This window comes from Pseudomonas sp. FR229a, from assembly GCF_030209115.1.
GTDB lineage: Bacteria > Pseudomonadota > Gammaproteobacteria > Pseudomonadales > Pseudomonadaceae > Aquipseudomonas > Aquipseudomonas moraviensis_A.
The window spans coordinates 144,235-171,200 of the sequence record NZ_JARVSP010000008.1; the positions used below are offsets into that span (position 1 = coordinate 144,235).

Consider the following 26,966-nt stretch of genomic DNA (forward strand, 5'->3'; position numbering starts at 1 on the left):
AGGGCAGGTGCTTGCGTAGTCAGCTTCAAAATCCTGCGTGTTTGGCATAACCTGCTGGTTTTCCACCGTGTAACTATCGGGATCTGCCAAAGATGAAACTCGACGCCTATGACCGCAAGATTCTCGCCGCGCTGCAACGCAACGGCCGCTTGAGCAATGTCGAGCTGGCGGAGGAAATCGGCCTGTCGGCCTCGCCGTGCCTGCGGCGGGTGCGCATGCTGGAAGAGGCGGGAGTGATTCGTGGCTATCAGGCCAATCTGGATCGCGACGAAGTCGGACTGGGGCTGACGGTGTTTGTCGGCGTCAAAGTCGAGCGGCACAACGAAGAACGCGCCGAGGCTTTCTATGCCGCTGTCACTGCGTTACCCGAGGTGATCTCGGCCTTTCTGGTGTCCGGGGAGTCGGATTTCCTGTTGCAAGTGGTGGTGCCGGATCTGCGTGCGTATGACCGCTTTGTCAGTGGCCATCTGCTGAAACTGCCGGGAGTGAGCGATATTCGCAGCAACTTTGCCATTCATACGGTGAAGGCGCCGGGCGCGTTGCCGTTAGGGCATCTGCCGCTGTAGATCGGGTGGCGCCATTCGCGAGCAGGCTCGCTCCCACAGGGGTAACGCATTCCAAGTGGGAGCGAGCCTGCTCGCGAAGGAGCGCGCAAGGCTTGGAGATTTACATCTGCGTCGCCATCCCCTCGACATTCATCGCTGCCTGACGCAAAGCTTCCGAGCGCGTCGGGTGCGGATGGCAGGTCAGGGCGATGTCCTCGGCCGAGGCGCTGAACTCCATCGCCACACAAAACTCGCCGATCATCTCGCTAACGCTCGGGCCAACGAGGTGCACGCCGAGCACTTCGTCCGTGCGCTCGTCGGCGAGGACTTTGGCAAAGCCTTCTGTTTCGTGATTGATCTTCGCCCGGCTGTTGGCAGTGAAGGGAAACTTGCCGACCTTGTAGGCGCGCCCTTCGGCCTTGAGCTGTTCTTCGGTCAGGCCGACGCTGGCCAGTTCCGGCTGGGTGTAGATGACGTTGGGAATCAGCGCGTAATTGACCTCGCCGGCCTTGCCGTGGATCTGTTCGACGCAGGCCATGGCTTCGTCTTCGGCCTTGTGCGCGAGCATCGGCCCGGACGTGACGTCGCCAATCACCCAGATCCCGGCGGCTTCGGTGCGATGTTGCTTGTTGGCGAGCATGCCGCGTTTGTCGGTACTCAGGCCGACGTTCTCCAGTCCCAGGCCTTGGGTGTACGGCCGGCGCCCGATGGCCACCAGCACATAATCGGCTTCAATCAGCTCGGCAGCGCCGCCTGCGGCAGGTTCGACACTCAGCTGCACGCCTGAAGCGGAGCTGGTGGCGCTGGTAACCTTCGAGCTCAATTTGAAGGCAATGCCTTGTTTGCTCAGCGCGCGTTGCAAGGTTTTGCCGGCCTCGCCATCGACGCCGGGGCAGATACGATCAAGGTATTCGACCACGGTGACCTGCGCGCCGAGTCGCCGCCATACCGAACCCAGCTCCAGGCCGATCACTCCGGCGCCAATCACCACCAGATGCCTGGGCACTTCGCTCAGCGACAGCGCGCCGGTGGAATCGAGGATGCGCTGGTTGTCGATCTCGACCCCGGGCAGGGGAGTGGGCTCGGAGCCGGTGGCAATGATGATGTCCTTGGCGCTGAGCTCGGTCTTATTGCCCTGAGCGTCGGTCACCGTGACCTTGCCCGGGCCGTCGATATGGCCCCAGCCCTTGATCCAGTCGACCTTGTTCTTGCGAAACAGAAACTCGATGCCCTTGGTCAGGCCGGCGACGCTTTCGTCTTTCTGTTTCATCATCTGCGCCAGGTTCAGCGTCGGTTTGACCTCGATGCCGAGGTTGGCGAATTCCGTACCCGCCGCAGCGGCGTACAGTTCCGAAGCGTGCAGCAAGGCTTTGGACGGCATGCAACCGACGTTCAGACAGGTGCCGCCGAGGGTCGAACGTCCTTCGACGCAAGCGGCTTTAAGGCCGAGCTGGCCGGCGCGGATGGCCGCGTTATATCCACCGGGACCACCGCCCAGAATCACCACGTCATAGTTGCTCATGCGCTTGCTCCAGATTGCTCGATGGGGATAGCCAAGATTAGTTGCGATAAAAATTATGTGCGTAATATGAGCGTTGCCGAACATTTCGGTCAAGGCTTCAGGCAAGCGACAGCTGCGGCGTCTTTGAATAAGTGCAATTGTGTACGAATATTTCACAGCCTTCGTTATATCGTAACGTCAAGACCAATGTAGCCGGGGTGATATGCAAGTCGATCTTGAGTTGGACGCCACGCCAGTGACCGGGCTGCCGCGCTTTCAGCAAGCAGCCGCGCAGGGACGCCAGTTGCGTCGGCTGGCTTATGGCCTCGGTGGATTAGCAGCGGTGGGCTGGGTGTTGGCGTTTTTCGTCGGCCTGTTTGCGCCACGATCACTGTGGTTGCCATTGTTGATCAATCAAAGCGCAGCGTTGCTGGTGCTCGTCGCCGGGTTGCAATCGGCCTGGTGGGTGACGCAATGGCGCGCGCGAGTACTGCATCCGTTGAGTTCGCAACCGGCAGTTGTGGAGGAGGGCGCCACAGCCGATGGCTGGTACGAAAGGCTTCTGGAGCGCCTGAATCAGCGCAGCCGGCATCTGCTCGGACAAATCGGCGCGCCGACGCTGTGGCTCGGCGGCTGGGCGTTGCTGGTCCTGCTCAGTATCGAGCAAGTATGGAATCTGGCGTTACCCCCAGCGGCGTTGGGTATTTCGGCGAGCATCGGTGCGGCATTGGCGTTGTTGCTGGCGTTCGCCTTGCTGGTGCTGGAGCGGCACCTGGCACAGGAGCCGCCGGCGCAATGGCCGGAAGCGGCGGCGCTCGCGCAACTCGCCCGGGTGGTGATCTTCTCGCTTCTGATCGGTGCACTGTGTCTGCTGTTCGCCAGTGAACACGCGGTCTGGCCAGTTCGCATCGCGGTGCTCAGCGCGATTCTGCCGATGTTCGTTGCCATCGAACTGTTGTTGCGCGCGGTGCTGTCAGTCTTCAGCCCGCGCCGCGAACAACTCGAACCTACCCTGCTGGCGCGCAGTTTTATCGCCGATATGCTGCGCTGGCCGCCGCAACCGTGGCTGGCGCTGCAGGATGAAATGCACAACCGTTTCGGCATCGATCTGCGCCAGATCTGGGCGTTCAGTTACATGCGCCGGGCCCTGTTGCCAGTGATGGCAGTGGTCGCACTGGTCGGGTGGATGCTGACCGGCGTACATGAAATCCCTCTGCAAGGTCGCGGCATCTATGAGCGCTTCGGTAAACCGGAGCAGGTGTTCGGCCCAGGTTTGCACGCCGGATTGCCTTGGCCGTTGGGGCGCGTGCTGAGCGTTGAAAACGGCGTCGTCCACGAACTGGCAACCAGCGTCGGCGACAAGCCAATCGCTGTGCAGACTGACACAGCTGAAGGTCCCGCCCCGCTGACCGCCAACCGTTTGTGGGACGCCAGCCATGTCAACGACAAATCCCAGGTCATCGCCAGCAGCCGCGGTGCGCAACAGGGTCTGCAAATCGTCAACATGGACGTGCGCTTTGTTTACCGCATCGGTCTGAACGACGAAGCAGCGCTCGCCGCGACCTATAACAGCGCCGATGTACCGACGCTGATCCGCAGCACTGCCAGTCGCATTCTGGTTCACGATTTCGCCTCGCGTACCCTCGACGGATTGCTCGGCGACGATAGGGCAGGGCTTGCCGAGAAAATCGGTCGCGGGGTGCAAAGCGATCTGAACCAACTGAACAGCGGTGTGGAGATCCTCGCCACCGTTGTCGAAGCAATCCATCCACCGGCCGGCGCGGCGAATGCCTACCACAGTGTGCAAGCGGCGCAGATCGGCGCCCAGGCGTTGATCGCTCGCGAACGCGGGGCGGCTGCGCAGGCCAGCAACGAAGCGCAGTTGCAGGCGAGCACGGTTCGCGACCAGGCGACGGCAAACGCTCGGGAGATCAATGCCGCCGCGCAAACCGCCGACCTGAAATTCAGTGCCGAACAGAAAGCCTTCGCCAGTGCCGGCCAGGCCTTCGTGCTGGAGCAATACCTCAGCCAGCTCAGTCAGGGCTTGAGTAAGGCCAGGTTGCTGGTACTCGATCATCGGCTCGACAGCAGCGCCAATGCGCCAACCATCGATCTGCGCACTTTCACGCTGCCGGCTGATCCGTCGCCCGCACGTATCAACGCTCAACCAGGAGCCACCCATTGAGCCAGTCGCCTGTGCATGACGTTCACGACCACCGCGGCCACGACCATGGCCACGGCGGGCATCACCATCACCATGGTCACCACCATCATGGCGATGCCGAGGACGCCGGGCCATTTCCCTGGCGGCGCATGGGTTGGGCGGCATTGCTGGTGGCGTTTGCCATCGCTGCCGCGAGTCTGGTGCAAGTGCGCTCCGGCGAAGCCACGGTCATCACCCGTTTCGGTAATCCCTCGCGGGTCTTGCTTGATCCCGGATTGAGCTGGCGCTGGCCTGCGCCGTTCGAGGCGGCAATTCCGGTGGACTTGCGTCTGCGGACAACCTCCAGCGGTTTGCAGGATGTCGGTACTCGGGACGGTTTGCGCATCATCGTTCAAGCGTATGTGGCGTGGCAGGTGCAGGGTGATCCTGAACACGTGCAGCGCTTCATGCGGGCAGTGCAGAATCAGCCGGACGAAGCGGCCCGGCAGATTCGTACCTTTGTCGGTTCGGCCCTGGAAACCACGGCCAGCAGTTTCGACCTGGCCGATCTGGTCAACACCGATGCCAGCCAAGTGCACATCAGCGATTTTGAAGCGCAGTTGCGTCAGCAGATCGATCAACAATTGCTCGCCACTTATGGCGTGCGCGTGGTGCAAGTCGGCATTGAGCGGCTGACGTTACCTTCGGTCACGCTCAGTGCAACGGTCGATCGTATGCGCGCCGAGCGTGAAACCATCGCCACTGAACGCACAGCGATCGGCAAACGCGAGGCGGCGCAGATCCGCTCCGCTGCCGAACGCGATGCGCGAATTGTCCAGGCCGATGCCACGGTAAAAGCCGCCGACATCGAAGCGCAGTCACGGGTAGAGGCTGCGCAGATTTATGGTCGCGCCTACGCCAGCTCGCCGCAGCTGTACAACCTGCTGCGCTCGCTCGATACCCTCGGCACCATTGTCACGCCGGAAACCAAACTGATTCTGCGCACTGATGCCGCGCCGTTCCGCGTGCTGGTCGATGGCCCCCCGAGTCTCGACAGCAAATCCGGATCGCAACCATGAATGAACAAGTTCCACGTGGAACACATGCGTTGAACAGTCCGTGGATTCAGGCGGGGCGTCTGGCGTTTATCGCCCTTTACGCGGTAACCGTGTTGGCCGCCTTGGCGTGGGCGTGCTCGAATGTGCGGCAGATCGATCCGCAGAACCGCGCCGTGGTGCTGCACTTTGGGGCGCTGGATCGCGTGCAGAATGCAGGTCTGTTATGGGCATGGCCGCAACCCTTTGAACAGGTAATTCTGTTGCCAGCGGCGGATCGGGTAATCGAGCGTCGGGTGGAAAATCTGTTGCGCGGTGACGAGGCGCTGAAGGCTGATCGTGTGGCTTCTTTCGCCACGCCATTGAGCGATGCTCTCGCCGGGTCTGGTTATTTATTAACCGGTGATGCCGGCGTGGTGCAACTGGACTTGCAAGTGTTTTACCAGGTCTCCGATCCCTATGCGTTCGTGTTGCAGGGCGAGCATGTGCTGCCAGCGCTCGACCGGGTGGTGACACGCAGTGCGCTGGCGCTGTCCGCCGCGCGGGATCTCGACACTATTCTGGTCGCTCGTCCGGAGCTGGTGGGCGCCGACAATCAGGCGGCCGAGCGTCGCGAGCGATTGCGCGGTGATCTGGTGCAAGGCATCAACGCGCGTCTCGCTGAGCTGAAAGCGAGCGGGCAGGGCATCGGCATCCAGGTGTCGCGGGTGGATGTGCAATCGAGCCTGCCGGAACCGGCGGTCAGTGCCTTCAACGCGGTTCTGACCGCCAGTCAGCAGGCCGATAAAGCGGTAGCCAACGCGCGTACCGAGGCAGAAAAACTCACTCAATCGGCCAACGAACAGGCCGACCGTGCGCTGCAAGTGGCCCACGCGCAGGCGGGTGAGCGCATTGCCAAAGCCTCGGCCGATACCGCCACCGTCTCGAGTCTGGCCACGTCTGCCGACCCGCAAATGCTCCTGCGTCTGTATCGCGAACGCGTGCCAAAGATTCTCGGCCAGGCCGGGTCGGTCACCACTGTTAACCCGAAAGACGATTCCCGGTTGATCATTCAAGGAGCCAGTCAATGACGGCGACCACCGCAGCGCCGAGTCTGTTGTCCTCGGCCGAACAACGCCGCGCCGCGCGCCAATTGACCCTGGCGATGCTCGCGCTCGGGCTGTTAGGTCTGGGGCTGGTCTGGCGCTGGATGCTCCCGGAGCAGGTAGGTGTCAGTCAGTTATTGCTCGGTTCTGCTTCTTTATTGGTAGCGGTTCCGGTGATGCGTTCGGCGTGGTACAGCCTGCGTTACCCCAGCCTGCACGGCATCACCGATCAGTTGATCGCGCTGGCCATGCTCGGTGCCTGGGCGACCGGCGATCTGCTCACCGCAGCGTTGTTGCCGATCATCATGATCTTCGGCCATGTGCTGGAAGAGCGCAGCGTCATCGGTTCCCAGGAAGCGATTGACGCACTCGGCCAGTTGACCCGCAGCCATGCGCGCAAGCTGCAAGCAGACGGCTCGATCATCGAAGTGGACAACGGCACGCTCAGCACTGGCGATATCGTCGAAGTGCGGGCCGGCGATCGGGTACCGGCGGACGGTCGTGTGTTATCCGGGCAGGCGAGCCTCGACACCGCGTCGATTACCGGTGAGTCGGTGCCGGTGGAAGCTGGCCTCGGCATGCCGGTCTTCGGCGGTGCGATCAACCTCGATGGATTGCTGCGCATCGAAGTCACCCGCACTGGCGGCGAATCGACCTTGGGCAAAGTCATCGCCCTGATGCAAAACGCCGAACGCTCGAAACCGCCGATCACCCGTTTGCTCGAACGCTACGCTGGTAGTTACATGGTGCTGGTGTTGCTGCTGGCGGCGGTGACCTGGTTCGTCACCAATGATGCCCAGGCGATGCTCGCGGTGCTGGTGGCGGCGTGTCCCTGTGCGCTGGTGCTGTCTGCCCCGGCCACGGCGATTGCCGGTGTCGCCGTCGCCGCGCGCCATGGGATTCTGATTCGCAGCTCGGCGTTCCTTGAAGAACTCGCCGATCTGACCTCGCTGGTGGTCGACAAGACCGGCACGCTGACTTACGGCACTTTGCGTTTGCAGTCGATCGCCAGCCTGAACGCGGACACCGGCGAAGTGCCGGAGCTGGCCGCCAGTCTTGGCGCGGCGAGCAGTCATCCGGTGAGCCGGGCGCTCTCTGGATTGGTCGATCAGCAAGCCTATTGGCCTCTCACCAATATCCATGAGCGCCAAGGCTTGGGTGTAGTGGCGATGACAGAGAAGGGCGAAGCTGCGCTCGGTCGGCCTGAATTATTCGCGCAGCTGGGCATCACAACCACCCTTGTTCCTGAACACGACGGCCCGATCGCGGGTCTGGCTTTGCACGGCGAATTCCTCGCATGGCTGTTGCTCGCTGACAGCATCAAACCTGAAGCACGCTTTGCCTTGGGCGAACTGCGCGAACTGGGGCTGGGTCGACAACTGCTGCTGACCGGTGATCGTCAGAGTGTGGCCCGATCCCTGGCGCAAGAAGTCGGACTCAACGAGGTCCAGGCGCAAGCGCTTCCCGAGGACAAGCTCAATCGAGTGCTCAAGGAAATCGATCATGGCTTCCGCCCGATGGTGGTTGGCGACGGTATCAACGATTCCCTCGCGCTCAAGGCCGGTGTGGTCGGCGTGGCGATGGGCGCTGGTGGCGCCGACATTGCTCTTGCGTCGGCAGACATCGTTTTGATCGGCAGCGATTTGCGTCGCCTCGGTACTTGCATCCGCTTGAGCCGTCAGTGCCGGCGTACCTTGCAGGTCAATGTGGTGATCGGCCTGGGCTGGACGCTGGCAATTGTGGTTTTTGCAGCTTTCGGTTGGCTCGGCGCGGCCGGGGCGATGATTGCGGCCCTGCTGCACAATCTGAGCACCCTGTTGGTGTTGGGCAACGCCGGACGTTTGCTGCGCTTTCAAGAGCCTTTGCTCAAGGCAGATGCTCAGGAGAGATGAAAGAAAATTCATCGAACCGCAGGCTGCAAATACAGTCATCTGTCGTAAGGCGCGTGTTGTCGGGCGTGCAGCCGCGGCGCCGGTAATGATAGACAAGGCTAATCGAATCGATAGCCTGCTATTTTTCCAGGTTGGTCTACCCTCAGATCAGACGTCTGAAACAAGGGGGGATTTTCCATGCTCGCGCAACTTCCACCGGCCTTACAGAACCTGCAGCTCCCACTGCGCCTGCGACTCTGGGATGGCCACGAGTTCAATCTGGGCCCGGCGCCCAGCGTGACCATCGTGGTCAAGGACCCGCAGATGGTCACCCAGTTTACCCACCCGAGCCTGGATGCGCTGGGTGCGGCGTTCGTCGAGGGCAAGCTGGAACTGGAGGGCTCGATCAGTGAAGTCATCCGCGTCTGTGACGAGTTGAGCAGTGCGCTGCTCGACGAAGACGAAGGCAGTCAGCCGGTGCGTGCGCATCACGACAAGGACACCGACGCCAAAGCCATTTCCTACCATTACGACCTGTCGAATGCGTTCTACCAGCTCTGGCTGGACAGCGACATGGCCTATTCCTGTGCCTATTTCGAAACCGGCAGCGAAACTCTCGAACAGGCCCAGCAAGCCAAATTCCGCCATTTGTGCCGCAAGCTGCGCCTGCAGCCGGGTGAGTATCTGCTGGATGTCGGCTGTGGTTGGGGCGGTCTGGCGCGGTACGCGGCGCGAGAGTTCGGCGTGAAGGTATTCGGTATTACCTTGAGCAAGGAACAATTAGCGCTCGCGCAGGAGCGGGTCAAAGCCGAAGGCCTGGAAGATCAGGTCGAACTGCAGTTGCTCGATTATCGCGATCTGCCGCAGGACGGTCGTTTTGACAAAGTCGTAAGCGTTGGCATGTTCGAACACGTCGGCCACGCCAATCTCGCCGAGTACTGCAAAACATTGTTCGGTGCGGTGAAGGAGGGTGGTCTGGTGATGAACCACGGGATCACCGCCAAGCACACCGATGGCCGCCCGGTTGGGCGCGGTGCCGGAGATTTCATCGAGAAATACGTGTTCCCCAACGGCGAGTTGCCGCATCTGGCGATGATCTCCGCCCAGATCAGTGAAGCAGGGCTGGAGATCGTTGATGTCGAGAGTCTGCGCCTGCATTACGCACGTACGCTTGATCACTGGAGCGAGCGGCTGGAGGACAACCTCGAAGCTGCGGCGAAACTGGTACCGGAGCAGGCGCTGCGGATCTGGCGCCTGTACCTGGCCGGCTGCGCTTATGCTTTCGCCCGAGGCTGGATCAATCTGCATCAGATCCTCGCCGTGAAAGCGCACCCGGATGGCAGCCACGAACTGCCGTGGACCCGCGACGACATCTACAACCCCTGAGCCCGGGACGTTCAGAGTATCGGCGAAATCAGCCGGGCGATCCGCATGCCGACCTGTTGCAGGCGGTGGATGTCCCGGCTTTCTTCTTTGGCTACTTCATCGGCCTGAGCGAAATCATCATTGAGCATGTGTTCCACATCGGCGGCGAACGCGCTGTCGACGGTGAGCAGCATCACTTCGAAGTTCAGGCGGAACGAGCGGTTATCCAGATTGGCGCTGCCGATGGCGCTGATCTCGCTGTCGATCAACACCACTTTCTGGTGGAGGAAGCCCGGTCGATAGCGGAACACCCGGACGCCGGCCCGCACCGCTTCAAACGCATACAGGCTGGACGCTGCATAGACGATTCTGTGATCCGGCCGCGACGGCAACAGCAGGCGCACATCGACCCCACGCAAAACCGCCAGCCTCAGGGCGGCGAAGACGGCTTCGTCCGGGACGAAGTATGGGCTGGTGATCCATACCCGCTGCGTCGCTGCGTGAATGGCTTCGACGAAAAACAGCGAGCAGGTTTCGTAGGCATCGGCCGGGCCGCTGGCGAGCAATTGGCAGAGCACGCCGTCCGCCGGGTACTCATCCGGCAGAATCAACGGCGGCAAAGTGCGTGCGGCCCAGAACCAGTCTTCGGCGAACGATTCCTGCATGCACGCCACCACCGGCCCGCGTACTTTGACGTGTGTATCGCGCCATGGCGCCAGCGGCGGTTTCTCACCCATGTATTCGTCGCCGACGTTATGCCCGCCGACAAAGCCGACCACGCCATCGACCACGACGATTTTGCGGTGGTTACGGAAATTCACCTGAAAGCGATTGAGCCAGCCACTGCGCGTAGCAAAGGCTTTGACCTCGACACCACCATCGCGCAGCGCCTGCACGTAGTGATGGGGCAGGGCATGACTGCCAATGCGGTCGTAGAGCAAGTGAATGGACACCCCTTCGGCGGCTTTCTTCAACAGCACATCACGCAAGCGCTGGCCTAGGCGATCATCGTGGATGATAAAGAACTGGATCAGCACTGCTTCCTTCGCTTGTTCGATCGCCTGAAAAATCGCCTCGAAGGTCGCCGTGCCGTTCACCAGCAGTTGCACTTCGTTATTCGCCAGGCACGGCATGCGCCCCAGTTTCGGCATCGCACGTAATGAGGCGTAGGCGCTTGAGGCCCGGGCGGCCAAGGCTTCTTCCACCCACGGGCGCCAGTTCAGTTCGGATATCGCCAGGCGCATCTGCTCGTTGGCCTGGCGCCGCGCCTTGATGTAACCATCGAAGGTGCTGCGACCGAACACCAGGTACGGAATAAGCGTGAGGTAGGGAATGAAGATCAGCGACAATGCCCAGGCGATCGAGCCTTGTGCGGTGCGCACGGTAAGCACTGCATGGATCGCAGCGATCGAACCGAGTGTGTGCAACAGGGCGATCAGGTAACCGAAAATATGCGGTCCGAAAAAATCCATGGGGCAGCCTTGCTCCGCGAGATGCAATGCTTAACAGACCATGTTCTGCTGCGAATGTCTCTATTTAATCGGTGCATGAACCGACGCAACCGGCCGGCGTCTAACGGCCACAACTGATCAGGAGTTTCTCGATGAACGTTCGTCTGCTGGGTTTGGCGCTGGGCCTGGGTTTGGCATTACCGGTGGTTGCGCAGGCGCAAATGCTGCAGCCGGGGTTGTGGGAGATGACTTCAAGCAATCTGAAGGTCGATGACCAGGCCATGGACGTGCAATCGATCCTTGGCCAGATTCAGGGCCAGATCACCCCACAGCAGCGGGCGGCGCTGGAAAAGAACGGCATCAATATCGGCGGTAAAGGCATCCGCGCCTGCCTGACGCCACAGCAAGTGGCGACCAACGATATCCCGTTGGCCGATCCGCAATCGGGCTGCAAGCAGCAGATCACCGAGCGTACCGGCAACCAATGGAAATTCCGCTTCAGCTGCCCGAAGGCCCAGGGCACCGGCGTAGCGACATTCCTCAGTGACCGCGAATTTACCACCGTCGCCAATGGCACCTTCAACGCCATCGGCATCAACCAGACGGGCAGCCTGGAAACCCGTGCGGTGTGGCTGGGTCAGGATTGCGGCACAGTTAAACCCCGCGCCTGATTCCTCCGCAGCGCTCCCACAGTCGAAACCCATTCCAACTGTGGGAGCGAGCCTGCTCGCGAATAAATCGAAAGTTCGCCTCAGGTCATGGCTGACTCAACGCCTTGTACAGCGTATTGAGGTTGTATTCGAACAGCCCGATAAAGGTGCTCGCCGGGCCACTCGCCGCCAGCGCATCTGAATACAGCGTGCCACCGATGTGCGCGCCGCTTTCATCCGCGATCTGCTTGAGCAGACGCGCGTCCTTGATGTTCTCCATAAACACCGCTTTGACTCTGGCCTGGCGAATCTGAGTGATCAACGCTGCGACTTCAGCAGCCGACGGTTCGCGTTCGGTGGACAACCCCTGCGGCGCCAGAAAGTCGATGCCATAAGCCTGGCCGAGGTAGCCGAACGCATCGTGGCTGGTAACGATCTTGCGGTTGCCTGGCGGCAGCGCCCCGAGTTTGTTTTTGGCTTCGGCGAGCAGCCCGTAGATCTGTTTGAGATAGTTCAGGCTATTGCGCTCGTAGTCGGCCTTATTGGCGGGGTCGGCAGTGACCAGTGCCTTGGTGATATTGCCGACATACAACTCAGCATTCGCCAGATTGTGCCAGGCGTGTGGATCCGGCACGGTTTCGCCGTCCTCATCGAGCGAACGTGGAATCACCCCGCGACTGGCAGTGATCACCGTGGCCTTACTGTCGGTGCTGGTCACCAGCCGATCCAGCCAAGGCTCGAAACCGAGCCCGTTCTTGATGATCAGCCGCGCCCTGAGCAGGGCCTTGGCATCGTTCGGGGTCGGCTCGTAGGTGTGCGCATCGGCGTCCGGGCCAACCATGCTGGTGATTTGCACGTGCTCGCCGCCGACCTGCTGAACCATGTCGGCGAGGATGCTGAAGCTGGTGACCACCGGCAGTTTTTCGGCAGCCGACAACGTCATCGACAGCATCAGGCTGAACAGCACGAGTAGAGCGCGCATCGGGAAACACCTCATTGGGATGTGAGCAAGGGCGGACGGTGCAGCAAACCGTGAACCGGCCCGAACACCACCGAGAGCAGATAGCCGACCCCGGCGACCAGCACGATGGCCGGGCCGCTAGGCAGCGAGTAGTAGAACGACAGCAGCAAGCCGAGCCACACCGACAGGCAACCCATGACGGCGGCGACAGCAATCAGTACCGGCAGGCGGCGGCTCCAGAACCTTGATGCGGCCGCAGGCAGCATCATCAGTCCGACCACCATCAGTGCGCCGATGGCTTGAAAGCCGATCACCAGATTCAGCACGACCAGAGTGAGAAACACGGCATGGGCCAGCGGCCCGAGACGGCTGACCGTGCGCAAGAACAGCGGGTCTAGTGTGTCCAGTAACAACGCTTTGTAGATCGCGGTCATGGCCACGAGGCTGAGGGCCGAGACCCAAAGCATGCCGGTCAGCGTCGGCCCGTCCACGGCCAACGCAGAGCCGAACAGCAAATGCAAAAGGTCGAGGCGTTTGCCGGCCATGCCAAGAATCAGCACGCCGCTGGCCAGTGAGATCGGATAAACAGCGGCGAGGCTGGCGTCTTCGCGTAGGCCCGTGCGCCGGGTGATCCAGGCGGCGAGACCGGCCATGCTCAGACCGGCGCCGAGGCCACCGAGCGTAAGGGCGGGGAGGCTCAAACCGGCGAACCAGAATCCCAATGCCGCACCGGGGAGAATGCCGTGGGCCACCGCGTCGCCGATCAGGCTCATTCGCCTGAGAATCAGGAACACGCCCAAGGGCGCCGTGCTGCATGCCAGCACCAGTCCGCCGAGCAAGGCGCGGCGCAAGAATACGAATTCGCTGAAGGGCTGCCAAAAATGGCTGACGGTGATGAGCATCAGGCCACCCGCATGGACGGTGTCGGCTGGATCAATTCTCGGCTGGTCCCGTACACGCAGTGGCCGTTTCTGATCAGCAGCGTATGCGGAATATGTTGTCGCACCGCGACCAGGTCATGGCAGACCACAACCAGTGTTCGGCCCTCCGCCTGCCAGTGGTGAATGTGTTGCCAGAGCAATTGCTGCCCGAGTTCATCGAGTGCGGCATGCGGTTCATCCAGCAACAGCACTGGGGCGTCTGCGAGACTCAATCGCGCGAGCAGCGCGCGCTGTAATTCACCGCCGGACAGGGCCATCAAAGGACGCTGTTCAAGTCCACTCAAGTGCCAGTCTTCCAGTGCGTTTTTCAAGCGCTGCGTGCGCAATTGAGTCGAGAGCCGACGACCCCAGAAACCTGCAGCGATGAGTTCTTCGAGGCTGATCGGGAATTGTCGATCCAGGTGCTGCTGTTGCGGCAGAAAGGAAATGCCGCTTTGCCGTGGAACAGCCATTTCCACTTTGCCAGCCAAGGGCTTTTGCAATCCGGCGATGACTTTCAGCAAACTGCTTTTGCCGCAGCCGTTGGCGCCGATGACGGCAGTCAGGCTGGCGCTTTCGAACTCCAGGCTAAGAGGTGTCGTCAACGGTTGTCCGGGCGCGCCCCAGACCAGCGATTGGCAGCGGATCACGGTTGTTCCCGCTGCCAGCTGCTCTCGGCAACGGCGTCGTGAGCGTGCAGGCTTTCGGCATGGATCACGCGGATATGGAATCGGTTGATACCCGGCGTGCGCTGCAGTGCCAGGTTGAGACGGCGGGCTGCGTCTTCGCAGAACATCAGATTTTGCCCGTTGGCGAGAGCGAAGGCCTGCTCGTCTGGGCGCTTTACTGCGGTCTGAACGGCGGTGCCGAGGGCGGCTTCGGCGTCATTGATGATCGCGGTCAGCGGTAGCTCATCGATGAAGTCATCAAGATGCAGGTGAAGTTGCGCATAACTGCGTTGGCTATGCGGTGTCGCTACGATCCCTTTGGTTGAGCCGAGCCATGCCAACACCTCAGCGTGCTGCAGAGACTTATTGGCGAAATCGTCGACGAATTGCTGCTGGATCAATTGCCTTGCCAAGGCTGCGGAGCACGGGCATGTCGAGGAATAAGGCACCTCGACTTTTAGTTCCACGTGGAACATTCGCTGTTTCAGGCTGGCTGAGATGGTAGCCGGGTAGGATTTCCAGCCTGCCACGGGACTGATCAGCGCGGGTCGTTTCAGTAGCAATTCAGTATGAATGTTCAGATATGCGCAGTCAGACAGACCCTGATGACTGGCCAGAAAACGCTTGAGTATTTCCCGCAACAGCGCCGGGGAAAGGCTTCGCTGTTCGAGCGTATCGAGTGCCAAGTACAACCGCGACATGTGAATACCGCGCGCTTCACCATCATCAAGGCTCACGCCAGCGTCTACTTTGGCACTGAGGCGTTGGCCTTCAAGCAAAACGGGTAGGGCAATCCCACGCATGCCTACCCAATCGAGTGGCAATGCCTGGCGTGCAGATTGGTTGGCGGTATCCGGCAGCGTAAGAGCGTTCATGGTTGAGACCGTCGTGTTGATCTCATTTTACGTTACATTATAACGCTGCATTCAGCGAAGCTTTTTTCATGAAAAGGTTTTCACTAGCAGCCCGTCATCCGGCTGCAAGTGAACCTTGCGCTGCTGCCTCCCGAGCTCGAGAAGCGGTTGATGGTAGTCCAGCCGACACGCCGGGTATAGCCGACCCAAGCCTCGCCATCCGAGGCGATGCCGGTAAAAAACGTCAGTTGGCCGAACCGGCTGTTGGTTTGCGCCCAGTAGCGATGGCCATTCTTTTCGAATCCCCTGAGATACAGCGTGGTGCCGACCGTATTGACGCTATAGGCGTTGCCTTCGGCGTCCACGCAAGCCAGCAGGTTAGCGCTGCGCGTGCAGTGCGCGAGACCGGGAACTTGTGCTTCGGCTTGGCCGGTGAGCGCCATGCCGGAACTCAAAAGCAGGTATTTCAGCGCATTGTTCATCGCGGTTTCCAGGATAGGTGGCGAGACAAATCGTGAAATCTTCCCGCTCGGGCTAGCAACTCTTTATTGTTACACTATAACATAAGGCGCAAACCAGCCGGAGCTGCCGATAACAACCGTTGCCTTCTTCACTCCCAAGACGTGAAGCGCAATACGTCATGCGCATATCACCAAAGCGCATATCGGCGGCTATCAACGAGGATTATCCAATGTCAGAGAAACTGCCCGTCACCGTACTTTCAGGATTTCTCGGCGCCGGAAAGAGTACGCTTTTGAATTACGTACTACGTAACCGAAAAGGTCTGCGCGTTGCGGTAATCGTTAACGATATGAGCGAAATCAATATTGATGCTAGCGAAGTCCAGCGTGATGTCAGCTTGAACCGCGCAGAAGAAAAACTCGTTGAAATGAGCAACGGCTGCATTTGCTGTACGTTACGTGAAGACCTGCTTGAAGAGGTCAGCAAGCTCGCAAGGGAAGGACGTTTCGATTACCTGCTGATCGAATCCACCGGCATCTCCGAACCGCTTCCAATCGCCGAAACTTTCACCTTCCGCGATGAACACGAACAAAGCCTCGCCGACATCGCCCGTCTCGACACCATGGTCACAGTCGTCGACGGCGTGAACTTGCTGCTCGATTACCAGGCCGCCGAAAGCCTCGCCTCTCGCGGCGAAATCCTCGGTGAAGAAGACGAGCGTTCCATCACGGACCTGTTGATCGAACAGATCGAATTCGCCGACGTCCTGCTGATCAGCAAAATCGACCTGATCAGCCAGCATGAGCGCGAAGAGCTCATAGCGATCCTCAAGCGCCTGAATGCCCAGGCTGAAATCATTCCAATGGTGATGGGCGAGGTGCCGTTGGAGAAAATCCTCAACACTGGCCGTTTTGATTTTGAAAAAGCCGCACAAGCACCCGGATGGCTACAGGAATTACGCGGTGAGCACGTCCCGGAAACTCAAGAGTACGGCATCGCCTCGACGGCGTACCGCGCCCGCAGGCCCTTCCACCCACAGCGCTTTTTCAGCTTCATCGACCGCCCATGGCTGAACGGCAAGCTGCTGCGCTCCAAAGGCTTCTTCTGGCTCGCCAGCAAGCCTACCGATGCTGGCAGTTGGTCGCAGGCCGGTGGTTTGATGCGGCATGGATTTGCCGGTCGCTGGTGGCGTTTCGTGGCGAAGAATCAATGGCCTGAGGATCAGCAAAGCGTACAGGCCATCATGGGAAACTGGACTCCGAGCGTAGGAGATTGCCGCCAGGAACTGGTTTTCATCGGTCAGAACATCGATTTCCTACAACTCACAGCCGAGCTGGATGCCTGTCTGCTCACCGATGAAGAAATGGCAATGGGTGTAGAAGGCTGGCGCTTGCTGCCTGATCCCTTCGGCCCTTGGCACGAAGAGGCCGCCTGATGCTCGCACTCAAAGATCAGCACCTCCTTACCCGTCATCAGCATCAGGGCCTGAGCCCGCAAACGCTGACGCGAATCCTTGAGGACGGAACCAATCTCGCCGTCTGGCAACGCCAGCTGCCTTTGCACATCGCCGATTTCGCACAATTAGTGCTGTCGCTCGACGAGCCCTTGGCTGAGTCGCTTTGCCTGGAATTACCTGAAGAAGACGCAGAACCGGATCTCGACGGATTGGCTTCAGGGCTGCGTGATCTTCAAGGTTACGAAGGTTTCATGAGCGACCTTAAATGGCTGATCAGTGCCTTCGCCTGCCTGCTCGGCGCGCGGCGTATCGGCGTGCGCCTGCGCGTGCTGGACAAGGCCATGTGCCCGCGCTTCCACGTCGATCACGTACCCGTGCGCCTGATCACGACCTATGCCGGGGTCGGTAGCCAGTGGCTTGAAGAGGGGGCGATGGATCGCACGCGACTTGGTCAGGCCAATGCCGAACCGCAAGATGCAGCGACGATTCGCCAGCTCAACAGCGGCGACGTTGCCCTGCTCAAAGGCGAAAAGTGGCACGGCAATGAAGGCTTCGGCCTGATCCATCGTTCACCGCAACCGGCTCCCGGTGAACACCGTCTGTTGTTGACCCTCGACTGGCTCGGCTGACACTCAGGGCTTGCGCCAGGCACCCTGGCTCTGGCCTTCGCAATACGGCTTGAGATACGCCGCATCAGTGGCCACGCCGTAATAGTGGATATCCTGGCGATAGGGCATATTGGCGACTTGCGCGTTGCTGCACACACCGAAAGCCCCGCTCGGGCACTGATCGACGTATTGCACCTCGACCTTCTGCCCGGCCAGCGTCGGTTGGCAGAAGCCGTCGCTGAACAATTTCTGCGGAATCGTCCTGTTCTGCTGACAGACTTTGACGTCGAGCCGTTCGCCCTGTGTGTGCACCACGCAGGCCTGGGCCCACGCTTCACTCGACAGCAGCGTCAACAGCAACGACCATCCCCACCAGCGCATCATCAGTCTCCTCAATAACTGTCAGCAGAAAAGTACCCGCCATGTTGCAGAACATTCCGACCCACGTCATCGCCGGCCCGTTGGGCGCGGGCAAGACCAGCCTGATTCGCCAGTTGTTGGCGCAGCGGCCCGCGGACGAACGCTGGGCGGTGCTGATCAACGAGTTCGGCCAGATCGGTCTGGATGCCGCGCTGCTGACTTGCGATGCCGATGGTATCGCACTGGGTGAGGTGGCCGGGGGCTGCCTGTGTTGCGTCAATGGCGCGCCGTTCCAGATCGGCCTTGGCCGCTTGCTGCGCAAGGCCAGACCGGATCGACTGTTTATCGAGCCATCCGGGCTGGGTCATCCGGCGCAGTTGCTCAAGCAATTGAACGCGGCGCCGTGGCTGGGCGTGCTGGCGGTTCAGCCGTGTGTTCTGGTCCTGGATGCTCAGGCATTGCACTCAGGTAGAGGCTTGCCGGGGGCCCAGCAGCAAGCGTTGGCCAGCGCGGGGTTGTTGCTGTTGAACAAGGCAGACGACCTTGATGAAACGGTTCGGGAGAACATCGCTCGCCAGCTGCCACCGGTCAGGATGATCTGGACGCAGCAAGCCCAGTTGCCTCTGGATGAGCTGCCGGGGATGACAGAAAAAGCAACCGAAGGCGTGGTTAATCTGCCGCTGCCCACGGGCTTGGCGCAGCTGCCGGCCGTCTGGAGCGACCCGAGCGTGCCGATTTGCCTGAGCCAGGCGCAGGAGGATGGCTGGAGCATCGGGTGGCGCTGGCATCCTGGACAGATATTTGACCAAGGACGCATCGTTGATTGGCTGGCCGCTCTCGAGTGGAAGCGGGCCAAACTGGTCATCCACAGCAGCGATGGCTGGGTTTCAATCAATGCGCTGGAAAATGCAGATCTGATTTGGCAGGCCAGCGAATGGCGAAAAGATTCGCGAATTGAGCTGATCTTTACCGGGCCGCAGAACATCGAACAGCTAGAAGCCGATTTGACTCAATGCCGAGTTCGGTGAATCAGCTCAAGGCTTCCACTTGGTATGTTCCTGCCGCCACTGGCTCAGCTCGATGACTTCCGCGCGAGGCTTGTGCACTTCGACCACCGGCGGCGTATCGTCGAACGGTGCCGGGTAGGGTGCCAATTCTATCTGCGCACTGTGCGCGCCGAATTGGGTCACGGTGCCGTTGTGGCGGCTCTCGCCAGTCACGGTGAATTCGAAGTTGTACACCCGCGCCAGTCGGCGGCGACCGTTGGCATCCTTGATCAAACCGATCTTTTTCAGCGCGACGTTACCGTCCAGCAATTCGACGCCGACGTTGCTGCAATGCTGTTTGACCCGCTCCAGCGCGCGCTCGCGCAAGCCGTGGTTGTGCCAGAACCAGGCACCGGCAGCGGCGAACAGCATCAGCACGAAGATGTTTTCCAGGGTCAGCATCTACATCGAACTCCAAAAGATGGCGTCAGCTTAACTGTCTCGCCGGTCTGTCGTACAGGCTGTGTTTCGTCGCATACTGCGCGGCTTGAATTTCAATCGTTTTACGGAATGACCCGAATGAAACGTACGCCTCATCTGCTCGCCATCCAGTCCCACGTGGTGTTTGGCCACGCCGGCAACAGCGCTGCGGTTTTTCCGATGCAGCGCGTCGGGGTCAACGTCTGGCCGCTCAACACCGTGCAGTTCTCCAACCACACCCAGTATGGTCAGTGGGCCGGTGAAGTGCTGGCGCCGCAGCAGATTCCCGAACTGATCGAAGGCATCGCCGCGATTGGCGAGCTGGGCAACTGCGATGCGGTGCTGTCCGGCTATCTCGGCAGCGCCGCGCAGGGCCGGGCGATTCTCAGCGGTGTGGCGCGGATCAAAGCAGTCAATCCGAAGATGTTGTATCTGTGTGACCCGGTCATGGGTCATCCAGAGAAGGGTTGCAGCGTGCCCACCGAGGTCAGCGATTTCCTGCTCGATGAAGCGGCCGCCGTGGCGGACATCATGTGCCCGAACCAGTTGGAGCTGGACAGTTTTTCCGGGCGCAAGCCGCAGTCGCTGTTTGATTGCCTTGCCATGGCGCGGGCGCTGCTGGCGCGCGGGCCGAAAGCAGTGCTGGTCAAGCATCTGGATTACCCGGGCAAACCGGCCGATGGTTTCGAGATGCTGCTGGTGACGGCTGAGGGCAGCTGGCATCTGCGCCGTCCATTACTGGCGTTTCCGCGTCAGCCGGTGGGCGTGGGCGATCTGACATCCGGCCTGTTCCTGGCGCGGGTACTGCTGGGCGACAGCCTGCTCGCGGCCTTCGAATTCACCGCAGCGGCGGTGCATGAGGTGTTGCTGGAAACCCAGGCGTGCGCCAGTTATGAGCTGCAACTGGTGCGGGCGCAGGACCGGATTGCCCATCCGCGGGTGAAGTTCGAGGCGACAGCGATCAGTCTCTAAGAGCTAGTCGTCTGTATTCGCGAGCAGGCTCGCTCCCACAGGAAGAATGCATTCCCAATGTGGGAGCGAGCCTGCTCGCGAAAGCGATCAATCGAGCGCTCTCCATTTCAAGCGTCGCCCTTGATCTCCTGATAACGCTTCTCCAGCTCCTGACGAATCTGCCGACGCTGTTGCGCCTGCATGAAGCGGCGCTTGTCTTCGCTGTTCTGCGGTTGCAGCGGCGGTACGGCGGCCGGTTTGCGCTGGTCGTCCACGGCGACCATGGTGAAGAAGCAGCTGTTGGTATGGCGCACCGAGCGTTCGCGGATGTTTTCCGTGACCACTTTGATGCCGACTTCCATCGACGTGTTGCCGGTGTAGTTGACCGAGGCGAGGAAGGTCACCAGTTCGCCGACATGAATCGGCTCGCGGAAAATCACCTGATCAACCGACAGTGTCACCACGTAGCGCCCGGCATAACGGCTGGCGCAGGCGTAGGCCACTTCGTCGAGGTATTTGAGCAGGGTGCCGCCGTGGACATTGCCAGAGAAGTTGGCCATGTCGGGGGTCATCAGTACCGTCATCGACAGCTGGGCGTTTCCGGGTTCCATAACGTTCTCACGGGTCAAGGCTGATGGCTGGAAGCGCCTCTGCGGGCGCTTGGTGGCTTTTCAGAAAGCACCGTTATCGGGACGCCGGGCAACGGGCCGCCGTCACGCCGGTAGCGATCTGTTTCCATATATTGCACCGGCTTCCAGAGCGAAGTCGCGGTGTTAACCTGCAAAAGCCCTGCCCAAGGGCAATTCCCACATCTAAAGCGGATTTTTAACCTGCTCGCGCGGACTATTCTGACGTCTGCCTGCGACTGTCGTGATCAAGGAGCCCACGCCATGCATGCCATCAGTTTTATTCAGGATCTGGCAGTGATCATGCTGGTCGCAGGTGTGGTCACCGTGCTGTTCCACCGTTTCAAGCAACCGGTGGTGCTCGGCTACATCGTCGCCGGGTTCATCATCGGCCCGCACACACCACCGTTCGGCCTGATCCACGACGAAGAAACCATCAAGACCCTGGCCGAACTCGGGGTGATTTTCCTGATGTTCTGTCTCGGTCTGGAGTTCAGCCTGCGCAAGTTGTTCAAGGTCGGGGCCACAGCGTTTATTGCCGCGTTCCTCGAAATCATTTTGATGATCTGGATCGGCTACGAGATTGGCCGCTGGTTCGACTGGAACACCATGGATTCGCTGTTCCTTGGCGCGATTCTGGCGATTTCCTCAACCACCATCATCGTCAAAGCCCTCAACGATCTGAAGATGAAAAACGAGCGCTTCGCCCAGTTAATCTTCGGCGTGCTGATTGTCGAGGACATCCTCGGCATCGGCATCATTGCGCTGCTGTCGAGCATCGCGGTCAGCGGCACGGTGAGCTCGGGCGAAGTGTTCTCCACGGTCGGCAAGCTGTCGCTGTTCATGATCGTCGCGCTGGTCATCGGCATCCTGCTGGTGCCGCGTCTGTTGGCATATGTAGCGAAATTCGAAAGCAACGAGATGCTGCTGATCACTGTGCTTGGCTTGTGTTTCGGCTTCTGCCTGCTGGTGGTCAAGCTCGAATACAGCATGGTCCTCGGCGCCTTCCTGATCGGCGCGATCATGGCCGAGTCGCGACAGCTGCTGAAAATCGAGCGCCTGGTCGAGCCGGTTCGTGACTTGTTCAGTGCGATCTTTTTCGTTGCGATCGGGCTGATGCTCGACCCGCTGATTCTCATCGAATACGCCTGGCCGATTGCGGTGATCACCGTCGCCGTGGTGCTGGGCAAGATGTTGTCCTGCGGCCTCGGAGCATTTATCGCTGGCAACGACGGACGAACCTCGCTGCGGGTCGGCATGGGCCTGTCACAGATTGGCGAATTTTCCTTCATCATCGCCGCGCTGGGCATGACCTTGCAGGTGACCAGCAACTTCCTCTATCCGGTCGCGGTGGCCGTGTCGGTGATCACCACGCTGCTGACGCCGTACTTGATTCGCGCGGCGGATCCGCTGTCGATCAAGCTCTCGGCAGCCGTGCCCAAGCGTCTCGGCCGGGTGCTCGGCATGTATGGCGAATGGTTGCGCAGCATTCAGCCGCAAGGCGAGGGCGCTATGCTGGCGTCGATGATCCGGCGGATTCTGTTGCAGGTCGGGGTCAATCTGGCGCTGGTGATTGCGATCTTCTTCGCCGGCGCGTATTTCGCCGAGCGCATGTCGTTGTGGCTGCAGGACTGGATCAGCGATCCGAGCTGGCAGAAGGCGTTGATCTGGGGCGGGGCGTTGTTGGTTTCGCTGCCATTCCTGATCGCGGCATATCGCAAGCTCAAAGCGCTGTCGATGCTACTGGCGGAGATGGGCGTCAAGCCGGAGATGGCCGGGCGTCACACGCAGCGAGTGCGACGGGTGATCGCCGAAGTGATCCCGATTCTCTCGCTGCTGGTGATTTTCCTGCTGTTGGCGGCGTTGTCGGCCAGTATCCTGCCGACCAATAAGCTGCTGGTGCTGATCGCCGTAGTCGCCGCTGCGGTAGCGGCGCTGCTCTGGCGCTGGTTCATCCGCGTGCACACGCGCATGCAGGTGGCCCTGCTGGAAACCCTCGACAACCACAACGAGTCGTCGGGGCACTGACCACCCGGGGCGTCTGGCGGATCAGCTCTCCAGCCAGACGTCCCGCGCCCAGTGCCATACCGATTCCCAGGTTTCCTCGGCGATCAATTCTTCTTCGGCCTGCCACAGCACCACGGTGCCGTCTTCTTCGACACAGTAGTAGTCATCGCCGTCCTGACAGATCGGGATCAGGCTGCGCTCAACGCCCACATCCCACGCATTGGCCGCGACGTCCGGTAAATAGGTGTGTGACTGCGGGTCGGTAACCGTCACGGGTTCTAGGCTGCCATAGACCACATCGCTGACGGTCAGCAAAAATTCCTTGAAGACAAACGGAATGTCGATGAACAGTTGTTCTTCGATTTCCACCAGCAGGTCTTCGTCAGGCAGTTCCAAAGGAACCGGCACGGGTTCGTTGGCTTCGCGCAGTTGTTCGATAATTTCTTCCACGTCCGGGATCCTCTTGCTTGAATGGCGCGGTTTATATGGGCCGGTTTATACAGTAGCTCGCTACAGATGCAACCGTGAAATGAAAAACCCCGGCCGGGGCCGGGGTTCTGTTACCGCAAGTGAAGCGCAGCAGGGATCAGCCGTTCTGGCGGATACCGGCGACCAGCCAAGGCTGGTTGTCGCCCTGCGGACGTTCCATATTCCAGCTCTCGCTGAACACTTCGCCCTGGTCGAAACGCGAGGTTTTCGACACGCCGGTGAAGGTCAGGGTGGCGATGGTCTTGTCGGCACGATCGTCGACGCCGTCCAGCTGCACCTGCAGATTGTCGATATAGGTCGACTGGAAGCCGTCGCCCAGATCGGCACGCTCACGCTTGAGGAACTCAAGCATTTGCGGGGTCACGAACTCGGCGATCTTGTCCATTTCGTTGGCGTCCCAGTGCTGCTGCAGCGACTGGAAGTGGCTGCGTGCGGCTTCAAGGAAGCGCTCTTCGTTGAACCAGGCCGGTGCGTTGATCACCGGACGGGCGGCAGCCGGAGCAGCCGAACCACCGAAGATCGAACCCATGGCGGCTGGCTTCTGCTCGAACACTTCACGCTGCATCGGCGCGCCGGCCGGAGCGAATTGCTCCTGCTGCTTGCGACGACGGGCGGCAATGAAGCGGAAGATCACGAACGCGATCAGCGCCATGATGAGGATGTCGAAGATCTGCATGCCCTGGAAGCCGTCGCCCATGAACATCGACGCGAGCAAGCCACCGGCGGCGATGCCCGCCAGAGGGCCGAGCCAGCGAGAAGCACCGCCGGCCTTGGCCGCGGCGCCAGCAGCACCGGCAGCGCCAGCGGTCGCTGCTGCACCGCCCACGCCTGGAGAAGATGGAGCCATCTGGCTGGTCTGGTGCGTCGGCGCAGCGCCGGCGCTTTTGCCACCACCAAAGCGCTTGGCGTTGGCGTCGAGGCTCATCGTCAGGCCGATGCACAACGCCATGGCGATGCTAAGAAAACGTTTCATAAAGGGTATTCCCGTTTTGTGGAGACACGCGCGCCATGTTGCACAGCTGAAGTGTTACTGGCTAGCGAGAGAGTGTTTCGGGCTTTTGCCTGACAGGTTGCGTTCAGCTTGGCGAGGCAATCAGCCGATGTACTTTTGTCTGTAGGAAAAGGCGATAGGTTCAGAGGGATTGTGGGTCAGAACACCGAACCCTGTGGGAGCGAGCCTGCTCGCGAAAGCTGCACCGCGGTGTATCAGATCAACCGCTTTGATTTCATTCGCGAGCAGGCTCGCTCCCACAAAAAAAACCGGGGTCAGATGGCTTCCAGCTTGGCATAGCCGAGCATCAGCCATTTGCTGCCTTCGCTGAAGTTCACCTGGACTCGGGCCTGGGCGCCGGAACCTTCGAAGTTGAGGATCACCCCTTCGCCGAAGATCGAATGACGTACGGCCTGACCCAGCACAAAACCGGTTTCCGGTATCTCGCTGCCGCTGAACAGATTGCTGCCGCTCATCGACTGGTTGCCGCCGAACGGTCGGCTGACGCTATTGGACAGACGCACTTCCTGAATCAGGCCCTTCGGCACCTCGCGTACGAAACGCGACACCTTGTTGTAGGTTTCGCTGCCGTACAGACGCCGGGTTTCCGCGTAGGTCATCACCAGATTCTGCATGGCCCGAGTGATACCGACGTAGGCCAGACGCCGTTCTTCTTCAAGACGCCCGGGCTCTTCCAGGCTCATCTTGTGCGGGAACAGGCCTTCTTCCATGCCCACCAGGAACACGTAAGGGAATTCCAGACCTTTGGCGCTGTGCAGGGTCATCAGCTGAACGCTGTCTTCGTGCTCGTCGGCCTGAGTGTCGCCGGCCTCCAGCGATGCGTGGCCGAGGAATGCCGCCAGTGGCGTCAGCTCTTCGTCCTCTTCGGTGTTCTCGAAGTTGCGCGCGGCGCTGACCAGTTCCTCAAGGTTTTCCACTCGAGCCTGACCTTTTTCACCTTTTTCCGCTTCGTGATAGGCGATCAGGCCGGACTGCTCGATGACGGTTTGCGTCATCAGGTGCAGCGGCATCTCGGCGCACTTGGCGGCGAGGTTCTCGATCAGCTCGATGAATGCACCGAGCGCACTGGCGGCGCGGCCGGTCAGGCCTTTGTTGGCGACCAGTTGGCGCATCGCTTCCCACATCGATACATCGCTGTGTCGCGCGTGCTCGCGGATCGCTTCGACGGTTTTCTCGCCGATGCCACGGGCCGGCACGTTGATCACCCGTTCCAGCGCCGCATCGTTGCCGCGACCTTCAAGCAAGCGCAGGTAGGCCATCGCGTTCTTGATTTCCGCGCGTTCGAAGAAGCGCTGCCCGCCATAGATGCGGTACGGAATCCGCTCGCGCAGCAGGGCTTCTTCGAGCACTCGCGACTGGGCGTTGGAGCGGTACAGAATCGCGATATCGCTACGGGCCAGGCCGGTTTTCAGCGCACTTTCGATGGTTTCGACCACGTAGCGTGCTTCGTCGTGTTCGTTGAACGCCGCGTACAGGTTGATCGCTTCGCCGTCGCCGCCGTCGGTCCACAACTCTTTGCCCAGGCGCCCGGTGTTGTTGGCGATCAAGGCGTTGGCGGCTTTGAGGATGCCGGCGGTGGAGCGGTAGTTCTGCTCCAGGCGAATCGTCTCGGAATCCGGAAAATCCGAAGAATACTGATGGATGTTTTCAATCTTCGCGCCGCGCCAGCCGTAAATCGACTGATCGTCGTCGCCCACCACCATCAGGCTGTCACCGCCCTTGCCGAGCAGGCGCAACCATGCGTACTGCACGGCGTTGGTGTCCTGGAACTCGTCGACCAGAATATGACGGAAACGCTTTTGATAGTGGGCCAGCAGGCCCGGATGATCACGCCACAGGTCGAGGGCGCGCAGCAGCAGCTCGGAGAAATCGATCACGCCGGCACGCAGGCACGCCGCCTCGTAGGCTTCGTAGATGCCGCGCATGGTGGCGAGGAACAGGTCGCCGCTGGCCTGAATGTGTTGCGGGCGCAGACCTTCGTCTTTCTGCCCGTTGATGAACCACTGCGCCTGACGCGCCGGCCAGCGTTGCTCATCCAGACCCAGTTCGCGGATCACCCGCTTGACCAGACGCTGCTGGTCATCGCTGTCGAGAATCTGAAAGGTCTGGCTCAGGCCCGCTTCCTGCCAGTGCGCCCGCAGCAAGCGGTGCGCGAGGCCGTGGAAGGTGCCGACCCACATGCCGGCCGGGTTGATGCCCAGCAACTGCTCGATGCGATGACGCATCTCGGCAGCGGCCTTGTTGGTGAAGGTCACCGACAGGATGGAGTGAGGCGAGGCGTTCTCGACCTGGATCAACCAGGCGATACGGTGCACCAGCACTCGGGTTTTACCGGAACCGGCGCCGGCCAGGACCAACTGACGGCCAACGGGGGCCGCTACGGCCTGGCGTTGGGCATCGTTGAGGGAGTTCAGCAGAAGGGAGAGATCATCGCGCATCGGGGCATTCTAGGGTGCGCCG

General features: G+C 60.5%; 25 protein-coding genes. 12 read left to right on the forward strand and 13 right to left on the reverse strand.

Translation table 11 applies throughout. From position 1 onward, the window contains the following. The first annotated feature begins 92 nt into the window (after positions 1–92). A complete protein-coding gene (locus QRN33_RS07275) occupies positions 93–566 on the forward strand; it encodes an Lrp/AsnC family transcriptional regulator (RefSeq protein WP_253497391.1) in 474 nt (157 codons plus the stop codon). Positions 567–666: 100 nt separating this feature from the next. On the opposite strand, the gene lpdA is transcribed toward QRN33_RS07275, so the two are convergent. Next, positions 667–2,067 carry a dihydrolipoyl dehydrogenase gene (gene lpdA / locus QRN33_RS07280; protein ID WP_042608025.1) on the reverse strand — a complete coding sequence of 467 codons (1,401 nt, stop codon included), beginning with the start codon at positions 2,065–2,067 and terminating at the stop codon, positions 667–669. Positions 2,068–2,269: 202 nt separating this feature from the next. Between lpdA and hflK (QRN33_RS07285) the strand changes: the two genes are divergently transcribed. The 5 genes from hflK (QRN33_RS07285) to cfaB all read left to right on the forward strand — a co-directional run bounded on the left by hflK (QRN33_RS07285) (position 2,270) and on the right by cfaB (position 9,586). Beyond that, positions 2,270–4,231: a protease modulator HflK gene (gene hflK, locus QRN33_RS07285; protein ID WP_285407762.1), complete on the forward strand. Its 1,962-nt coding sequence runs from the start codon at positions 2,270–2,272 to the stop codon at positions 4,229–4,231. After that, a complete protein-coding gene (gene hflC / locus QRN33_RS07290) occupies positions 4,228–5,268 on the forward strand; it encodes a protease modulator HflC (protein ID WP_116657220.1) in 1,041 nt (346 codons plus the stop codon). The genes hflK (QRN33_RS07285) and hflC overlap by 4 nt, the downstream gene beginning before the upstream one ends. Further along, on the forward strand, positions 5,265–6,314 hold the full coding sequence (gene hflK / locus QRN33_RS07295) for a protease modulator HflK (protein WP_285407766.1): 1,050 nt from the start codon (positions 5,265–5,267) through the stop codon (positions 6,312–6,314). The genes hflC and hflK (QRN33_RS07295) overlap by 4 nt, the downstream gene beginning before the upstream one ends. Continuing rightward, a complete protein-coding gene (locus QRN33_RS07300) occupies positions 6,311–8,221 on the forward strand; it encodes a cation-translocating P-type ATPase (RefSeq protein ID WP_285407768.1) in 1,911 nt (636 codons plus the stop codon). Before hflK (QRN33_RS07295) ends, QRN33_RS07300 begins: the two co-directional genes overlap by 4 nt. Before the next feature lie 177 nt (positions 8,222–8,398). Beyond that, the gene (cfaB, locus tag QRN33_RS07305) at positions 8,399–9,586 is read left to right on the forward strand and encodes a C17 cyclopropane fatty acid synthase CfaB (RefSeq protein ID WP_064365182.1); all 1,188 of its coding nucleotides are present in this window, start codon (positions 8,399–8,401) and stop codon (positions 9,584–9,586) included. A gap of 11 nt (positions 9,587–9,597) precedes the next feature. Here cfaB and cls read toward each other — a convergent pair whose 3' ends face one another. Continuing rightward, positions 9,598–11,037, reverse strand: a complete 1,440-nt coding sequence (gene cls / locus QRN33_RS07310; protein ID WP_285407770.1) for a cardiolipin synthase — start codon at positions 11,035–11,037, stop codon at positions 9,598–9,600. Positions 11,038–11,168: 131 nt separating this feature from the next. Here cls and QRN33_RS07315 point away from each other — a divergent pair, with 131 nt between their 5' ends. Next, the gene (locus QRN33_RS07315) at positions 11,169–11,687 is read left to right on the forward strand and encodes a DUF3617 domain-containing protein (protein ID WP_285407772.1); all 519 of its coding nucleotides are present in this window, start codon (positions 11,169–11,171) and stop codon (positions 11,685–11,687) included. Between the two features lie 85 nt (positions 11,688–11,772). Here the strand turns inward: QRN33_RS07315 and QRN33_RS07320 are convergent, their stop codons facing one another. The 5 genes from QRN33_RS07320 to QRN33_RS07340 form a co-directional block, all read right to left on the reverse strand. Beyond that, complete coding sequence (locus QRN33_RS07320) at positions 11,773–12,648, reverse strand: metal ABC transporter substrate-binding protein (RefSeq protein WP_285407774.1); 876 nt, start codon at positions 12,646–12,648, stop codon at positions 11,773–11,775. An 11-nt stretch (positions 12,649–12,659) separates the two neighbouring features. Continuing rightward, positions 12,660–13,529 carry a metal ABC transporter permease gene (locus tag QRN33_RS07325; RefSeq protein ID WP_285407776.1) on the reverse strand — a complete coding sequence of 290 codons (870 nt, stop codon included), beginning with the start codon at positions 13,527–13,529 and terminating at the stop codon, positions 12,660–12,662. Continuing rightward, complete coding sequence (locus QRN33_RS07330; RefSeq protein ID WP_042608035.1) at positions 13,529–14,197, reverse strand: metal ABC transporter ATP-binding protein; 669 nt, start codon at positions 14,195–14,197, stop codon at positions 13,529–13,531. The genes QRN33_RS07325 and QRN33_RS07330 overlap by 1 nt, the downstream gene beginning before the upstream one ends. Further along, positions 14,194–15,090, reverse strand: a complete 897-nt coding sequence (folE2, locus tag QRN33_RS07335) for a GTP cyclohydrolase FolE2 (protein WP_285407778.1) — start codon at positions 15,088–15,090, stop codon at positions 14,194–14,196. The genes QRN33_RS07330 and folE2 overlap by 4 nt, the downstream gene beginning before the upstream one ends. Positions 15,091–15,173: 83 nt before the next feature. Further along, complete coding sequence (locus QRN33_RS07340) at positions 15,174–15,551, reverse strand: glutamine synthetase (RefSeq protein WP_285407780.1); 378 nt, start codon at positions 15,549–15,551, stop codon at positions 15,174–15,176. 209 nt (positions 15,552–15,760) lie between these two features. Between QRN33_RS07340 and zigA the strand changes: the two genes are divergently transcribed. Next, a complete protein-coding gene (gene zigA / locus QRN33_RS07345) occupies positions 15,761–16,966 on the forward strand; it encodes a zinc metallochaperone GTPase ZigA (RefSeq protein ID WP_285407782.1) in 1,206 nt (401 codons plus the stop codon). Then, a complete protein-coding gene (locus QRN33_RS07350) occupies positions 16,966–17,616 on the forward strand; it encodes a DUF1826 domain-containing protein (protein ID WP_285407785.1) in 651 nt (216 codons plus the stop codon). Before zigA ends, QRN33_RS07350 begins: the two co-directional genes overlap by 1 nt. Before the next feature lie 3 nt (positions 17,617–17,619). Here QRN33_RS07350 and QRN33_RS07355 read toward each other — a convergent pair whose 3' ends face one another. Continuing rightward, positions 17,620–17,976 (reverse strand): hypothetical protein, encoded by a 357-nt coding sequence (locus QRN33_RS07355; RefSeq protein WP_064365269.1) that lies wholly within the window; start codon positions 17,974–17,976, stop codon positions 17,620–17,622. A gap of 41 nt (positions 17,977–18,017) precedes the next feature. Here QRN33_RS07355 and QRN33_RS07360 point away from each other — a divergent pair, with 41 nt between their 5' ends. Next, positions 18,018–18,983, forward strand: coding sequence for a CobW family GTP-binding protein (locus QRN33_RS07360; RefSeq protein ID WP_285407787.1), 966 nt, complete (start codon positions 18,018–18,020; stop codon positions 18,981–18,983). A 6-nt stretch (positions 18,984–18,989) separates the two neighbouring features. Here the strand turns inward: QRN33_RS07360 and QRN33_RS07365 are convergent, their stop codons facing one another. Beyond that, complete coding sequence (locus tag QRN33_RS07365; protein ID WP_042608041.1) at positions 18,990–19,403, reverse strand: DUF3301 domain-containing protein; 414 nt, start codon at positions 19,401–19,403, stop codon at positions 18,990–18,992. A 117-nt stretch (positions 19,404–19,520) separates the two neighbouring features. On the opposite strand from QRN33_RS07365, the gene pdxY reads away from it, so the two are divergent. After that, positions 19,521–20,393, forward strand: coding sequence for a pyridoxal kinase PdxY (gene pdxY, locus QRN33_RS07370; protein WP_042608042.1), 873 nt, complete (start codon positions 19,521–19,523; stop codon positions 20,391–20,393). A gap of 107 nt (positions 20,394–20,500) precedes the next feature. Here the strand turns inward: pdxY and QRN33_RS07375 are convergent, their stop codons facing one another. Beyond that, positions 20,501–20,983: an acyl-CoA thioesterase gene (locus QRN33_RS07375; RefSeq protein ID WP_016772447.1), complete on the reverse strand. Its 483-nt coding sequence runs from the start codon at positions 20,981–20,983 to the stop codon at positions 20,501–20,503. 279 nt (positions 20,984–21,262) lie between these two features. Between QRN33_RS07375 and QRN33_RS07380 the strand changes: the two genes are divergently transcribed. Continuing rightward, on the forward strand, positions 21,263–23,026 hold the full coding sequence (locus QRN33_RS07380; protein ID WP_083353860.1) for a cation:proton antiporter: 1,764 nt from the start codon (positions 21,263–21,265) through the stop codon (positions 23,024–23,026). Positions 23,027–23,047: 21 nt separating this feature from the next. Here the strand turns inward: QRN33_RS07380 and QRN33_RS07385 are convergent, their stop codons facing one another. From QRN33_RS07385 to uvrD, 3 genes are all read right to left on the reverse strand, one after another. Beyond that, positions 23,048–23,455 (reverse strand): SMI1/KNR4 family protein, encoded by a 408-nt coding sequence (locus QRN33_RS07385; RefSeq protein WP_123417680.1) that lies wholly within the window; start codon positions 23,453–23,455, stop codon positions 23,048–23,050. Positions 23,456–23,591: 136 nt separating this feature from the next. Next, a complete protein-coding gene (locus tag QRN33_RS07390) occupies positions 23,592–24,467 on the reverse strand; it encodes a Tim44 domain-containing protein (protein WP_016772449.1) in 876 nt (291 codons plus the stop codon). Between the two features lie 293 nt (positions 24,468–24,760). Further along, positions 24,761–26,944 carry a DNA helicase II gene (gene uvrD / locus QRN33_RS07395; RefSeq protein ID WP_064365169.1) on the reverse strand — a complete coding sequence of 728 codons (2,184 nt, stop codon included), beginning with the start codon at positions 26,942–26,944 and terminating at the stop codon, positions 24,761–24,763. Positions 26,945–26,966: the final 22 nt, after the last annotated feature.